Origin of the sequence: Dysgonomonas sp. PH5-45, assembly GCF_029893235.1 — a bacterium.
Lineage (GTDB): Bacteria > Bacteroidota > Bacteroidia > Bacteroidales > Dysgonomonadaceae > UBA1309.
This window is the reverse complement of record NZ_JARXWE010000005.1, coordinates 43,125-57,339: the sequence shown is the minus strand read 5'-3', so window position 1 is coordinate 57,339 and position 14,215 is coordinate 43,125. Positions and strand designations below refer to the sequence as shown.

Sequence of the window (14,215 nt, the reverse complement as noted above, 5' to 3'; positions counted from 1 at the left end):
GAAATAGAGATAAATATTTTAAACTATGTTAGATAAATATTTTAAACTGACCGAAAATCGGACAACTATCCGCAAAGAGTTTGTGGCTGGTCTCATTACTTTCCTTACCATGTCGTACGTACTGATTGTGAATCCGAGTATCCTCGGTGCAACGGGTATGGACACAGGAGCCTTGTTTACGGCCACGGCATTGGCCACTGTTATAGCTACCCTGTTGATGGCTTTGCTGGCAAAATTGCCGATAGCTCAGGCGCCCGGTATGGGGTTGAATAGCTTTTTTGCGTTTTCGGTAGTGTTGGGTATGGGTTATACTTGGCAGTTTGCTCTTACGGCAGTGTTTATAGAAGGTATTATTTTTATATTACTTACAATGTTCAATGTCAGGGAACTGATAGTAAAAAGCATTCCTAAGGTAATAAAAGATGCTATCCCGATTGGTATAGGGCTTTTTATCACGTTGATAGGTCTGAAAAACGCCGGTATAATTGTTGCTAATCCGGCAACATTGGTGGGGCTTGGCGATTTTTCGCAACATAGCATCTGGATAGCCCTTTTGGGCTTAGTTGTGACGGCGGTTTTATACGTTCGCAATGTAAATGGTGCAATACTGGTAGGTATTATCTTTGCTACCGTTTTTGGCTTCGTGTTGGGCGACGTTGCTCTGCCAAGCGGATCTATTGTTAGTTTACCTCCATCGGTGGAGCCAATATTCGGAAAAGCCATAGAACCGATGCTTACAGCTGAGGGGTGGAGTAAGATATTCTCGCTCGACATGTTGATTGTAGTCTTTACATTCTTGTTTGTCAATTTGTTCGATACTGTTGGTACGCTTATTGGCGTGGTTTCGAAAATCGGGTTGACCGACGAAGAAGGCAACTTCCCTCAAATGAAAAAAGCCTTGTTTTCGGATGCTCTTGGAACAACATTCGGCGCAATATTGGGCACGAGTACCATTACCTCCTACGTAGAAAGTGCCTCTGGTGTAGCTTATGGCGGGCGTACAGGACTGACGGCGGTTAGCACAGCTTTGTTTTTTGCTTTGGCTTTGTTTTTTGCACCGTTGTTTTTGATGGTTCCTGCTGCCGCAACTGCTCCGGCACTGATTATTGTAGGGTTATTCATGGTTTCGTCGGTTGGTAAAATTAACTTCAACGACATGAGCGAAGGCTTACCTGCGTTCATAACAATGGTTTTTATGCCTTTCACATACAGCATTGCCGAGGGTATAGTTTTTGGTATGTTGAGTTTTACATTCATAAAACTGTTTTCGGGAAAAGCCAAAGATGTTTCGGTAACGGTTTACGTGGTGTCCGTTCTTTTTGCCTTGAAGATAGTTTTGGATGCCTTGCATTTGATAGGATAAAATTTTAAGAGAGAAAGTCAATGATAGAAAATAAGCATAAAGAGATAGCCCGATGGGCAATGGAATTCGCGTTGAAAAACGGCTGCAATGCCTCGCGTGTATCGGTGGTTACAGGGCAAAACAATTCTATTGAATACCGCAACACCCAGTTGGATAAACTGCAACAGAGTTCCGAAAACAAACTGTTCATAGAGTTTTTTGTGAATGGACGGTATGGCTCATTTTCTACAAACAGGATTGAGAAAGCGGAGTTGGAAATGTCGATCAAAAACGGTATTGCGTCGACCCGCTTTCTTGCAGAAGATATTTTCAGGCAGTTGCCCCATTCGGATAGGTACTATAAAGCCACGAAAGACGATGATTTAGATTTGTTTGATGCTTCGTACTACGATTATACAATAGATCAGAAACTGGATTTGGCTCGTGCTACGGTCGAAGAAGTATATCAGACCGACAGCCGCATTGTATCCGTCATGGCAAGTTTTGACGATGGCTGTGGCTCGGAGTATTTTGTTGCCAGTAATGGTTTTGAAGGAGAGAGCCGCGATTCGGCTTTTAGCCTCACAGCCGAAGTTGCCCTGAAAACAGAAAGCGATGCCCGTCCCGAATCGTATTGGTACGACAGCCGCGTTTATTTCTCTGATTTACAAAAGTCGGGTATTGCAAAAAAAGCATTGGGACGGGCGATACGAAAAATAGGACAAAAGAAGATAAAATCGGGGCGATACACTATGTTGCTCGACAATACTGTTTCATTGAGGCTTTTTGCTCCGCTTGTTTCGGCTATGTATGGATCGGCTTTGCAACAAAAAAGTTCTTTCCTTATAAACAGGCTTGGCCAACAGGTGGTATCGGACAAGTTGACTGTGATTGACGATCCTCATATCCACCGTGCTTTTGGGTCTCGCTGGTTTGATGGAGAAGGTGTTGCCACGAAGCGGCAAACAATCATAAACAAAGGAGTTTTGGATATGTATTTTATTGACACATATCACTCCCTGAAAATGAATACCGAACCCACCATATCATCGCCGTCGGTAATATCTGCCGAATTGGGAACCCGCAACTTTACGGAACTGTTGCAGTCGCTCAACAAAGGGATATGGATCACAGGTTTTAACGGGGGAAATACAAACTCTACCACGGGCGATTTTTCTTTTGGAATAGAAGGTTACTTGGTGGAAAACGGTGTAGCCACACAGCCTGTGAGCGAAATGAATATCACTGGAAATATGTTGCAGTTGTGGCAAAACCTGATGGAGATAGGTTGCGACCCGCGCGATAACTCTTCGTGGCGGTTCCCGTCTATGGTTTTTGATGATATTAATTTCAGCGGGCTGTAAATAATCTGCTGTTTTGGATTTAAGCACCACCATTTTTGGCATTGTTACCCGTAGAAATCAGATCATACTTGTTACAATCTTGATAACGCCTTCAACCCACGGTTCGGTACTATTCAATCCGGGAACGAACTGAAAGTCTTCTCCGCCATGTTTCATAAATATCTCGCGGGCGTTTATGTCTACATCAAACAACGACTCCAGATTGTCGGCCGGAAAACCTGCTGTAAGGACTATAATTTTTTTTGCGCCCAACGATGGCAAAGTGCGCATAGTTTCGTCTAAGCCCGGCTTGAGCCATTTATTGCCTATTGCCGATGAGTACAGAATCCGGTTTTTTTTAACGTCTAACTCTAACTCCTTACTTACCAGTCGGATAGTTTCTTTTATCTGATAAACGTAATCGAAGGCCTTGCCTTTGTGCCAAGCGGCGTCTACGTGTGCAAGGGGTAGGCTGTGAAAACTGAATATCAATCGGTCGTACTCCTTACGGACGAAAGGGCGTAAACTTTCGGCCAATGCCTTTATGTATCCGATATGATTGTAAAAAGGCTCTGCTATCTTTAGTTTGAATGGGCGGGGTTGTTTATAAAAATGTTTGGCAACCTCATCAACAGTTGTTTGGTACGACGACTGTGCGTAATGAGGAAACATCGGGACTACCACCACTTCGTGCAGTGTACTGCATTTCTCCTCCAAGAGGTCTAAGGCCAAAGATACATCGGGCATACCATACCGCATAGCATATACAACGGGCAAGCCGGAACTTTCTTCTACTTTTTTTGCCAGATTTTGAGTATGCAAAATAAGAGGAGAAGCGAAAGGCTCTTTGTTCCAGATAAGCGAATAGTGCGCCGCCGATTTGGGAGCTCGCACCGGTGCTATTATTCTTTTAGCCAAAATAGGCCTGAACCAATCGGGTACGGCAGACATAAGCATCGGGTCGGAGAGCATTGTCCCGATAAACTCTTCCACGTCTTTTTTGTTGGGACTGTTGGGAGTTCCTGTATTTACGATGAGAATACCTCTCATAGCACACGCTTATTACTTTTTTAAGAATAACAAAGATAGTTTAAATATTTTTTAAACGAATGTTTCTATGATATTAACACTTTCATCAGTCTCAATTTTTACAGTTTGCGCGCTGGCTGGTATAAGTACAGATTCTCCTCTTTTTATTGTCAACTTGTTGCCATTATTGTCGGTGATATTGCAAGCACCTTCGGTACAGATGTATATAACAAAAGAATCTGTTTGCGAATAATCTCTTGTTAGCGACTTATTCAGATTAATGATGTTTGTAGTGAAGTACGGACAAGATTCCACAAGTACGGCTTCGTTGGTGTGGGGAGTGTACTGGGTTTTGTACGAACTGTATACCTTGAAGTCGATAGCATCTTTGGCCAGTTGGGTGTGAAGCTCACGTTGATTTCCGTCTTTGTCGAGGCGTCCGTAATCGTATATCCGGTATGTAATATCTGATGTTTGCTGTATCTCGGCAATGAATGAGCCTGCCCCGATGGCATGCACACGTCCGGCGGGTAAAAAAAACACATCACCCTTTTTTATGGGTTGTTTGGCAAGGTAATCGATAAATGTATTATCGGCTACGGTTTGCGCATAGCAGTCAGGGTTTAATTGTTTTTCAAAACCGGAATAAAGGAAAGCATCGGGTTTTGCGTTTATTACGTACCACATTTCGGTTTTCCCGAAGGAGTTGTGCCTTGCCTTTGCCAATGCGTCGTTGGGGTGTACCTGTATCGACAAATTATCTTGTGCGTCAATAAATTTAATGAGCAGAGGAAACGTAGAGCCGAATCTCTCAAAAACTTTTTTGCCTACCAGTTTCTCCTTATAATGGGCAATCAGATCTTCCAGATTCCGGCCTTTGTGGCTGCCGTTGGCAACTACCGATACATTGTCTTTCACGCCCGATATTTCCCAGCTTTCGCCAATACCGTTTAGCGGAGGGGTAATCCCTTTAAAGGGACATATCTCAGAACCTCCCCAGATGAGAGATTTCAGGATGGGTTCAAATTTCAGCGGATATAAATTCATTTTAGTATTTTATTTTTTGTGCAGTCTTAAAACCATTCCCGTTCGCGCGGGCAGATACAGTTGCAACCAACCTTTGTTATCTTTCTCGTACAACGGGTCGTATTGAGTAAAATGATGGATGGTATCGTCGGCAAGGTTGTTACCTCCAAATACCGAGCTGTCTGTATTCAGCAGCACTACATATTCGCCTTGCGGAGTCAATATCCCGTAATTGGAGAACGATTTATGGGGGCTGAAGTTGAATACAAAAATCAAATCTTCGCGGCGATAAGCTAATATCTGGTCAGAATCGCTATCCCACAATTTGCAGATTGTTGTATTTTGAAAATCCTTTACCGATTTCACCGTTTCTATCATTGTTTTGTCGAAATCGGCAAGAGCTTTATACCTTAGGTTGGGGTCGTCCACCAGATTCCATTGGCGGCGGGCATATTTGTGCGACCATCCGTTTCCTTCGCGCGGGAAGTCTATCCATTCGGGATGCCCGAATTCATTGCCCATAAAGTTAAGATATCCGCCATTTATTGTTGATATGGTAATAAGGCGTATCATTTTATGCAGGGCAATGCCTCTGTCGGTGCGAAGCGAACTTCCGTACAGTTTTGACATATACCAGTACATATCGGAGTCGATAAGCCGGAATATGATTGTTTTATCGCCCACCAAAGCTTGGTCGTGACTTTCGGCATACGAAATTGTTTTTTCATCGCTTCGCCTATTTGTCAGTTCCCAGAATATTGACGAGGGCTTCCACTCCTCGTCTTTCAGTTCCTTTATGGATTTTATCCAATAGTCGGGTATGTTCATTGCCATGCGGTAATCGAACCCGTAGCCGCCATCTTTTATTTTTGCGGCAAGTCCCGGCATTCCACTCACCTCTTCGGCTATGGTTATGGCATGGGGATTGACTTCATGGATAAGCTGATTGGCAATAGTGAGGTAACTGATGGCATCGTCGTCTTCGTTACCATTATAATAATCCTGATAGTTGGTAAAGTTGTCAGATAAACCATGACTATAATAGAGCATGGAGGTAACGCCATCAAAACGGAAACCGTCGAAACGGTATTCGTCAATCCAGTATTTACAGTTCGAGAGCAGAAAGTGCATTACTTCCTGTTTGCCGTAATCGAAACAAAGCGAGTCCCACAACTTATGCTCACGTCTTTCTCCTTGGTGGAAGTATTGATTGTATGAGCCATCAAAACGGCCTAAGCCTTCAACTTCGTTCTTTACCGCATGCGAATGAACAATATCCATGATGACGGCAATGCCCATCGCATGGGCTTCGTCTATCAGTTGTTTCAGATCGTCGGGCGTTCCAAAGCGTGACGAAGGTGCAAAGAAACTGGATACATGATAGCCAAAAGAGCCATAGTAGGGATGCTCCTGTATGGCCATTATTTGTATGGCATTGTAACCGTCGGCCTTGATGCGTGGCAGCACGTTGATGCGGAATTCGTTGTACGAACCCACTTGTTCGCTTTGCGTAGCCATACCGATGTGGCATTCGTAAATGAGCAGAGGGTTGGTGTCGGGTCTGAACTGCTTTACCGAAAACCTATACGGATTTTCGGGAGCCCATACCTGAGCATTAAAAATATTAGAGTCTGCGTCTTGAATCACTCTTGTAGCCCAAGCCGGGATACGTTCACCGCATCCGCCCTCCCATTCTATAAGCAGTTTGAAAATATCTTCGTGGCGAAGTTTATCTGCCGGTAGTTTTATTTCCCAGTTTCCGTTGTCAATCTTAGAGAGGCGGTATTCTTCATCTTTTGTCCAATTGTTAAACGAACCAATCAGATAAATAGCCGTAGCATTTGGCGCCCATTCTCTAAATGTCCACCCATCTGATGTTTTGTGTAATCCAAAATAAAGATGTCCCGAAGCAAAGTCAGATAAAGAAAGCCTCCCGTTTTGGGTTATGGCTTTTTTTCTGTCTGCAACATAGTTACATCTGCCCTCGATAGCTTCTTTGTAAGGTTTAAGCCACGGGTCGTTCTTTATCAGGTTCATCATGCGGGGTTGTGCTGGATAGGTTTTTTCTTGCGGTTATTCCTTTACTAAAACCTTAACAACTATTTTCAGCACCGACCCTTGCCCTATACATGGCGCATGCCCATCTTCAGGGAAGAAGATAACAAAACTGCCGGGACATACATCGAAATACGATTCGGGTTTGTCGCTGAAAAATTGTACGTCTTTTTCGGTGTTGAAATCGTCTTTGGGATTTTTCATGTCCTTACGGCTTATCCAACCAAATCCTTCGGGTTTACTTACAGGGATTTGAATGTCTATGTATTTATTGTGAACTTCAAGTTTAGCATCTTCTTCGTTATTCAGATTGCTTTCGCTGATGCTCACAAACAAATCTCGTCCTTGAATTTCAGTTTTCCCTGTCTCCAAATTCGAAAAATCTAAAGATCGTATGTACTCAAAAGCTTTTGAGAAAAGCGGATGCAGACTATTATAACGATCCGAATTTTTAATGCTGTCTAATATCATAAAGCAAGGTTTTAATTTTTAACGTACCAATGGTTTCAACTGTTTAATTTATTGACTTATAGTTAAAAAACTCTATTGTTTAACCACATGTACGGCTATGAATATAATAACAAAGATATAATAAAATATGATATACTAAGTGTAAGCCAGATTCTTTTGTGATTTCTGTATATTTATGACTTTTTGATAAGGAATATGTTTTTTATAGCGTGTATATTTGTTTATATCGGATATTTTGCTATCTTTGTGTTATTGTTGTAGTGTGGTTAAATTTTATAAATTAGGTAAAATCATGAAAAGTACGATTGGTAACAATGCCGGTATGGTTTGGGATTTTTTGGAAACAAAAGGAGAACAAACTGTGCGGGGCATTAAAGTGGCATTAAAAGTGCCTGAAAAAGAATTGCATTTAGCTCTGGGATGGTTAGCCAGAGAAAATAAAGTTGAATTCGGAAAAGTAGGTAAAGATATCACAGTGAGGCTTATGTAGTTTGCTGTATATCTGATAATAAATTGCTCCTCCAAATATCTTTGTATGATATTGGGGGAGCTTTTGTTTTATAACTTTAATTTAAGGGTAATAATTTTGCCAATTCGTAATCAATTTTTATTTTTGTATGCATTTTGGTTGCGTATGGAAGATAAGTACGAAAAACTTCTTCAGAATTTGGAGTTGAGAATGCGGCAGTTAATGTTTCTTTGTGATTCTCTGAGGGAAGAAAATAATACCCTTAAAGAGGAGTTGAAAAAGAAAGAAAAAGAAGCCGAGTCTATTTCTCTTATGTTTACTGATATGCAATCGGAATACAACAACGTGAAGTTTGCCCGGTCATACACATCGGCCAATAAGGCTGATATTGAGAAGGCAAAAGCAAAGTTGTTGAAATTAGTGCAAGATGTTGATAAATGTATCTCATTGTTGAAAATGTAATAAGTTATGGCAGTGGGAGAATATTTCATAATTAAACTGCGGGTTGCAGACAGAATATATCGGTTAAGGATAAAACGATCGGAAGAGAAGAAATACCGAGATGCCGCAGATGCGATTGAGAAAAAAACAAATCAGTATAGAACCCACTTTTCGGGAATAAAAGGGGAACGACTGGAAGAGAAAGACTGTATGGCTATGACAACCATACAGGCTCTTGCCGAAAATTCGGCCTTAGAAGACAGAAGTCTTCTATTTGAATCCAGAATACAATTGTTGACCGAAGAACTGGATGCTTTTTTGAAGAAATTTATTTAAGGTTTTACTTAAAAAACAGATGCACTAATTGCGAGATGAGCAAAGAAATTTTTCATCTTTCGGTTAGTGCTTTTTATATACATTAATTAAAAACATTTTATAGAATAAATAATTTATGGAAATAATAATAGGTGTAGTAGCCTTCATTGTAGGAATTGCTGTGGCATGGGTTCTGCTGAACTTTGTGTCGAATTCGAAGGTGAAGAAAAGACTTGAAGAAGCTGAGCGCGAAGCTGAGGTAATAAAGAAAAATAAGCTGTTGGAAGTGAAAAATCAGGCAATAGAAATGAAGTCTGAATTTGAACGGATGGCCACCTCACGAAACGCAAAAATGCAAGCTGCCGAAAACAAAAATAAGCAGCGGGAAATGACACTCAACCAACGTCAGGAAGAATTGCAACGCCGCAAAGGAGAAGTAGAGGCTGTAAAAGAAAATCTGGATGCACAGCTCGAAATTGTTGAAAAAAGAAAGCAAGAACTCGAAAAACTACACAAACAAGAGGTTGAACGCCTGGAAGCCCTATCCGGTTTGTCGGCCGAAGAAGTTAAGGAAAAACTTGTTGAAGCCCTCAAAGACGAGGCGCAAACTAATGCCCAGTCTTACGTTAATGAAATAATGGAAGAGGCTAAAATGACGGCAAACAAGGAAGCTAAAAAGATTGTTATCCAATCAATACAACGTGTAGCAACCGAAACAGCGATTGAAAACGCGATCACTGTATTCCATATCGAATCGGACGAGATAAAAGGCCGTATCATTGGTCGCGAAGGCCGGAATATCCGCGCCCTTGAAGCGGCTACGGGCATTGAAATCATAGTAGACGATACGCCTGAGGCAATAATACTTTCAGGGTTCGATCCTGTTCGCCGCGAAGTGGCACGTTTGGCTTTGCATCAACTGGTGGCCGATGGACGTATACATCCGGCTCGTATCGAAGAGGTGGTTGCTAAAGTAAGGAAGCAAATTGAAGAAGAGATTATAGAAACAGGTAAACGCACTACTATCGACTTAGGTATCCACGGATTGCATCCGGAACTGATACGTATGGTAGGTAGAATGAAATACCGTTCGTCTTACGGACAGAATCTGTTACAGCACGCTCGCGAAACGGCAAATCTTTGTGCCATAATGGCCGCCGAACTTGGCTTGAATGTCAAGAAAGCGAAACGTGCCGGACTTCTGCACGATATAGGTAAAGTGCCTGACGACGAACCGGAATTGCCTCACGCAATATTGGGTATGAGGTTGGCCGAGAAATACAAGGAAAAACCGGATATCTGCAACGCCATAGGAGCGCACCACGACGAGGTTGAAATGACCAGCTTGCTTGCACCTATCGTTCAGGTGTGTGATGCAATATCTGGAGCTCGCCCGGGAGCCCGCCGCGAAATAGTGGAAGCATACATCAAACGTCTGAACGATTTGGAACAATTGGCCCTTTCGTACCCCGGTGTGCTGAAAACTTATGCCATTCAGGCAGGGCGCGAGTTGAGGGTTATTGTGGGCGCAGATAAAATAAGCGATACAGAAACGGAAAGCCTATCGACCGAAATAGCTAAGAAAATTCAGGATGAAATGACTTACCCCGGACAGGTTAAGATTACAGTAATCAGAGAAACCCGGGCTGTAAGTTTTGCCAAATAAAATAGGTATGAAAGTACAAGAGTTCTTAGGAAGAAAGTTCTCTTGTGCTTTTTTATAAGCTTATGAATAAAGAATTGAAGATGAAGTAGGGTATCAAAAAGTAATAATCAATTATTTATCTTTGTCTTAATTCGTAACGTATGAAAAAATTACTTTCATTCTTTTTTTGTTTTCTGATGTCGTTTTCTTTGTTGGCTAACGATAAATTTATTCTTGTTATAGACCCCGGACATGGAGGGGCGGATGGTGGAGCCACCAGAGGAAAAATAAAGGAAAAGGATATAACGCTCGATGTAGCGCTCAAACTTGGCAAACTTATAGAAAGCAACTGCCCTGATGTAAAGGTGGTATATACACGCAAAACCGATATCACGGTCGATTTATATAAACGCCCTGTTATTGCTAATAAAGCAAAAGCTAATTTGTTTATTTCCATTCATGTGAATGCAACCGATGCGAAAACCACCAGTGCTACGGGTATCGAAACTTACCTGTTGGGATTAGCTAAAACAAAAGAAAATCTTGCTGTCGCTAAGCGCGAAAACTCGGTTATCTTGTTGGAAAGCGATTATAAAACCAGATATGAAGGCTTTGACCCGCAGTCGCCCGAGTCGTACATCATATTTGAGTTTATGACAAATAAATACATGGAACAAAGCCTCGATTTTGCCGAAATGGTACAGAAGCAAATGGTTTCTATGTCGAAGAAAGGAAACAGGGGGGTTCGTCAGTCTGGTTTTTGGGTTTTGAAACAAACAAGCATGCCAAGTGTATTGGTAGAATTAGGCTTTATAAATAACCCTACGGATGCTGCTTATCTTACATCCGAGTCGGGAAAACGTGTTTTTGCAACTTCTATCTACAATGCTTTTATAAAGTATAAAAAAGAATTTGACAAGAAAAAAGGTGGAATACCTTCTGCTAAAACAGTAAAAGAGAATAAGCCAATAGCAATAGATTCGGTAGAAGATACTTCCCCAAAGGAAGTAAAGATATCGTCGGCCGGTAAGGATAGCGGCACTTTTTCTAAAGCGCTTAAAAATAAAAATGCCAAATCAAGTGCCTCTTCTGTACCTGTGGAATCACGGAAAGAAAATAAAGCACAAAAAGCGAAAACGGAAGAGCCTAAAACAAAAAAAGCAAATAGCTCTAAGGTTGCCATCGATGCAATAGAATATCGTGTGCAATTTCTTGTTGCGAATTCTAAGTTACCGGTCAACTCAAGTCAATTAAAGGGGTTAACCCCAGTTAGTTGCTATAAAGATGGGGCGGCATATAAATATACTTATGGAGCAACCACCGATATAGCAGAGGCACAGCGTATCCAGAAGGAGGTTCGCAAAAAATTTACTGATGCTTTTATTGTTAAATTTAAGAATGGAGTCAGAATCAAATAGATATAAAAATTTATGAAAAATCTTGCATCGAAAGAAGTAAAAATAGGAATTGCTTTTGTAGTAAGCTTGTTTATATTGTATTTCGGGATTAACTTTCTGAAAGGTGTAAATATTTTTAAGCCCACAAACTCGTACATTGTGGCTTTTGATGATGTTACCGGTTTAACACTTTCGAGTCCGGTTGTTGTTAACGGATTTCAAGTTGGCTTGGTTTCGTCTATGCATTTGGACGAAAAAACGAACAAGGTAAATGTAGAAATGAACCTTAATAAAGGAGTGCGGATACCTAAAGGCAGCAAGGTGAGGCTTGATGTGTCGTTGTTGGGAAATGCCTCCCTTATGATAGAGCAAAACTTGGCTACAACCGAAATGTACACAACCGACGATATAATAGAAGGTTCGCGCGTACATGGAGCCATGGAAGCTGTTTCTACACAAATGATACCCGAATTTGTGGCTCTGTTGCCCAAAATAGATTCTATCTTGGTTGGGGTAAACAATATTGTGAATAGTCCGGCTTTGATGCAGTCTGTAAACAATGCGGAGGCAATTACCGAAAATATTAAGCAATCTACGCAGCAACTAAATGTGCTGATGGCATCGGTCAATAAAGATGTGCCTGTAATTACAGGCAATCTGAAAACCGTCTCGAACGATGTAGCCGCGATGGGTTCTAAGCTGAATGCTATGGATTTGAATTCTACATACAATTCTTTGGATGCAACACTGAAAAATGTTGAACAACTGTCGGTTAAGCTGAACCAAAAAGATAACTCTTTAGGTTTGCTTCTTAATGACCGCCAATTGTACGATAGCCTCAATGTAACGATAGGTAACGCTTCTTTACTGCTCAAGGACGTGAAAGAGAATCCGGGCAAGTATATAAACGTAAAAGTTTTCTGATGTTATTTAGATCGATTATAAATAACAATTAATTTACAAAAAACGATATAGTGCCTAAAAATAGGGGGGTTATTACAATAGCCTCCTTATTTTTTTTGTAATAGGTAGAATGAGTTGTTTGTGTGTATATTGTTGTTTGACAGCTATTTATTGGTGTTTGATGGCGTGTTTTATTTGTATTTTTTAATAAGGTTTTAACCCTTTGTTTACTAAAATGTTATAGTAGTTTGCGAAAATGCAAATTAAAAACGATTTGTTTTTGTAATAAATATTTTGAAATTTTGTATAGCAGAAAAGGGATACTTCTTAAAGAATAACAAAGTGTATAAAAATAAAAGGCTCGATGAATAACAAAGTAGAATTACTATGGAATAATTGTTTGAAGGTTATAAAAGACAATGTGTCGGATGTAACTTTCAACACATGGTTTGCTCCGATAGTACCATTATTGTTCGAGGATAATGTGTTCACTATTCAGGTTCCGAGTCAGTTTTTCTACGAATATCTTGAAGATAAATTCATCGATTTGCTACGAATGACCCTTCACCGGGAGATAGGTGAAAAAGCGGTGCTTAATTATCGTATCTTGGTAGAGAATACTTCCAATACACATGTAGACTACCGGGGAGAGGCAAAGTCGACCGGAGTAGATGTTTCGCGGTCTAAAGTGGCGGGCAAGGTGGCCAGTCCTTTTCAGAATGTTGCTGTTCCTGCCGATTTCGACTCCCAGTTAAATCCTAAATATACTTTCGATAATTTTTTTGAAGGAGTTAGCAACAAATTAGCTCGTACGGCTGGCGAAACAGTTGCTAAAAATCCCGGAAAAACGGCTTTCAGCCCCTTGTTTGTACATGGAGTATGTGGTGTTGGCAAAACCCATCTTTGCCATGCTATCGGGGTAAAGATAAAAGAACTATATCCCGAAAAACGTGTTTTGTACGTTTCTGCGCATTTGTTCAAAATACAGTACACCGATGCCACGAGATTCAATACGGTAAACGATTTTATCAATTTCTATCAGGGCATAGATGTACTTATAATTGACGATATCCATGAACTATCGGGATTGGAAAAAACCCAGAATACTTTTTTCCATATATTCAACCATTTGCATCAAAACAATAAGCAATTGATTCTTACATCCGACAGATGTCCTTCGGAGCTGCTTGGGGTTGAAGAACGCTTGCTGACTCGTTTCCGCTGGGGATTGACAACCCGTTTGGAAGCTCCCGATTACGATCTTCGCATAAAGCTATTGCAGAGCAAAGTGTTGCAAGACGGCTTGTCTATATCGGATGATGTTATTGAATATGTTGCCGAGAATGTTGTCGATAATATTCGTGACCTTGAGGGGGTAATCGTTTCGCTTATGGCACATTCTGTTATCTATAACCGGGATGTTGACTTGTCGTTGGCAAAACGTGTAATAGGGCAGGCTATCAAAAAATCGGAAAAGAAAAGCCTTACGGCATACGATATTTCGGAAGCGGTATGCAATTATTTTAATATAAAGAAGGAACTGATACATACAGCATCCCGTAAGCGGGAGATTGTTCAGGCGCGGCAAGTGGCTATGTACCTGACGAAACAATATACCGACCTTTCGTTGGCTCAGATAGGTTCTGTGATAGGTAAGAAAAACCATGCAACCGTGCTTCATGCCTGCCGGACAGTGAAAGACCAGATAGAGGTCGACAAATCGTTCCGGGACGAAGTTGAAGAAATAGAAAAAATATTGAAACGATAGTGGTAAAAACA

At 41.0% G+C, this 14,215-nt stretch carries 13 protein-coding genes; 9 read left to right on the top strand and 4 right to left on the bottom strand.

Translation table 11 applies throughout. The annotated features are described in order from the left end of the window. Positions 1 to 25 precede the first annotated feature (25 nt). On the top strand, positions 26 to 1,363 hold the full coding sequence (locus M2132_RS03155) for an NCS2 family permease (RefSeq protein WP_280671263.1): 1,338 nt from the start codon (positions 26 to 28) through the stop codon (positions 1,361 to 1,363). A gap of 20 nt (positions 1,364 to 1,383) precedes the next feature. Next, a complete protein-coding gene (locus M2132_RS03150) occupies positions 1,384 to 2,706 on the top strand; it encodes a TldD/PmbA family protein (RefSeq protein ID WP_280671261.1) in 1,323 nt (440 codons plus the stop codon). A 57-nt stretch (positions 2,707 to 2,763) separates the two neighbouring features. Here M2132_RS03150 and hemH read toward each other — a convergent pair whose 3' ends face one another. The 4 genes from hemH to M2132_RS03130 are packed head-to-tail and all read right to left on the bottom strand — an operon-like array spanning position 2,764 to position 7,266. Continuing rightward, positions 2,764 to 3,735 carry a ferrochelatase gene (gene hemH, locus M2132_RS03145; protein ID WP_280671259.1) on the bottom strand — a complete coding sequence of 324 codons (972 nt, stop codon included), beginning with the start codon at positions 3,733 to 3,735 and terminating at the stop codon, positions 2,764 to 2,766. 51 nt (positions 3,736 to 3,786) lie between these two features. Beyond that, positions 3,787 to 4,761, bottom strand: a complete 975-nt coding sequence (locus M2132_RS03140; RefSeq protein WP_280671257.1) for a type I phosphomannose isomerase catalytic subunit — start codon at positions 4,759 to 4,761, stop codon at positions 3,787 to 3,789. Positions 4,762 to 4,770: 9 nt separating this feature from the next. Next, positions 4,771 to 6,780, bottom strand: coding sequence for an alpha-amylase family glycosyl hydrolase (locus M2132_RS03135; RefSeq protein ID WP_280671254.1), 2,010 nt, complete (start codon positions 6,778 to 6,780; stop codon positions 4,771 to 4,773). A gap of 33 nt (positions 6,781 to 6,813) precedes the next feature. Then, positions 6,814 to 7,266 carry a YhcH/YjgK/YiaL family protein gene (locus tag M2132_RS03130; protein ID WP_280671251.1) on the bottom strand — a complete coding sequence of 151 codons (453 nt, stop codon included), beginning with the start codon at positions 7,264 to 7,266 and terminating at the stop codon, positions 6,814 to 6,816. A 292-nt stretch (positions 7,267 to 7,558) separates the two neighbouring features. On the opposite strand from M2132_RS03130, the gene M2132_RS03125 reads away from it, so the two are divergent. The 7 genes from M2132_RS03125 (at position 7,559) to dnaA (ending at position 14,204) form a co-directional block, all read left to right on the top strand. Further along, positions 7,559 to 7,756, top strand: a complete 198-nt coding sequence (locus M2132_RS03125) for a winged helix-turn-helix domain-containing protein (protein ID WP_280671249.1) — start codon at positions 7,559 to 7,561, stop codon at positions 7,754 to 7,756. 144 nt (positions 7,757 to 7,900) lie between these two features. Continuing rightward, on the top strand, positions 7,901 to 8,197 hold the full coding sequence (locus M2132_RS03120; protein ID WP_280698198.1) for a hypothetical protein: 297 nt from the start codon (positions 7,901 to 7,903) through the stop codon (positions 8,195 to 8,197). A gap of 6 nt (positions 8,198 to 8,203) precedes the next feature. Further along, on the top strand, positions 8,204 to 8,512 hold the full coding sequence (locus M2132_RS03115; protein WP_280671245.1) for a cell division protein ZapA: 309 nt from the start codon (positions 8,204 to 8,206) through the stop codon (positions 8,510 to 8,512). Positions 8,513 to 8,627: 115 nt separating this feature from the next. Continuing rightward, positions 8,628 to 10,157, top strand: coding sequence for a ribonuclease Y (rny, locus tag M2132_RS03110; protein ID WP_280671243.1), 1,530 nt, complete (start codon positions 8,628 to 8,630; stop codon positions 10,155 to 10,157). 140 nt (positions 10,158 to 10,297) lie between these two features. After that, positions 10,298 to 11,554, top strand: coding sequence for an N-acetylmuramoyl-L-alanine amidase (locus M2132_RS03105; RefSeq protein WP_280671241.1), 1,257 nt, complete (start codon positions 10,298 to 10,300; stop codon positions 11,552 to 11,554). Between the two features lie 12 nt (positions 11,555 to 11,566). Next, complete coding sequence (locus tag M2132_RS03100) at positions 11,567 to 12,457, top strand: MlaD family protein (RefSeq protein ID WP_280671239.1); 891 nt, start codon at positions 11,567 to 11,569, stop codon at positions 12,455 to 12,457. Positions 12,458 to 12,800: 343 nt separating this feature from the next. Next, entirely contained in the window at positions 12,801 to 14,204 is a 1,404-nt protein-coding gene (gene dnaA, locus M2132_RS03095) for a chromosomal replication initiator protein DnaA (protein ID WP_280671237.1), read from the top strand. Positions 14,205 to 14,215 lie beyond the last annotated feature (11 nt).

Coding starts and splice junctions, on each gene's coding strand:
- M2132_RS03155 (WP_280671263.1), top strand. CDS start 26: ATGTTAGATAAATATTTTAAACTGACCGAAAATCGGACAACTATCCGC.
- M2132_RS03150 (WP_280671261.1), top strand. CDS start 1,384: ATGATAGAAAATAAGCATAAAGAGATAGCCCGATGGGCAATGGAATTC.
- hemH (WP_280671259.1), bottom strand. CDS start 3,735: ATGAGAGGTATTCTCATCGTAAATACAGGAACTCCCAACAGTCCCAAC.
- M2132_RS03140 (WP_280671257.1), bottom strand. CDS start 4,761: ATGAATTTATATCCGCTGAAATTTGAACCCATCCTGAAATCTCTCATC.
- M2132_RS03135 (WP_280671254.1), bottom strand. CDS start 6,780: ATGATGAACCTGATAAAGAACGACCCGTGGCTTAAACCTTACAAAGAA.
- M2132_RS03130 (WP_280671251.1), bottom strand. CDS start 7,266: ATGATATTAGACAGCATTAAAAATTCGGATCGTTATAATAGTCTGCAT.
- M2132_RS03125 (WP_280671249.1), top strand. CDS start 7,559: ATGAAAAGTACGATTGGTAACAATGCCGGTATGGTTTGGGATTTTTTG.
- M2132_RS03120 (WP_280698198.1), top strand. CDS start 7,901: ATGGAAGATAAGTACGAAAAACTTCTTCAGAATTTGGAGTTGAGAATG.
- M2132_RS03115 (WP_280671245.1), top strand. CDS start 8,204: ATGGCAGTGGGAGAATATTTCATAATTAAACTGCGGGTTGCAGACAGA.
- rny (WP_280671243.1), top strand. CDS start 8,628: ATGGAAATAATAATAGGTGTAGTAGCCTTCATTGTAGGAATTGCTGTG.
- M2132_RS03105 (WP_280671241.1), top strand. CDS start 10,298: ATGAAAAAATTACTTTCATTCTTTTTTTGTTTTCTGATGTCGTTTTCT.
- M2132_RS03100 (WP_280671239.1), top strand. CDS start 11,567: ATGAAAAATCTTGCATCGAAAGAAGTAAAAATAGGAATTGCTTTTGTA.
- dnaA (WP_280671237.1), top strand. CDS start 12,801: ATGAATAACAAAGTAGAATTACTATGGAATAATTGTTTGAAGGTTATA.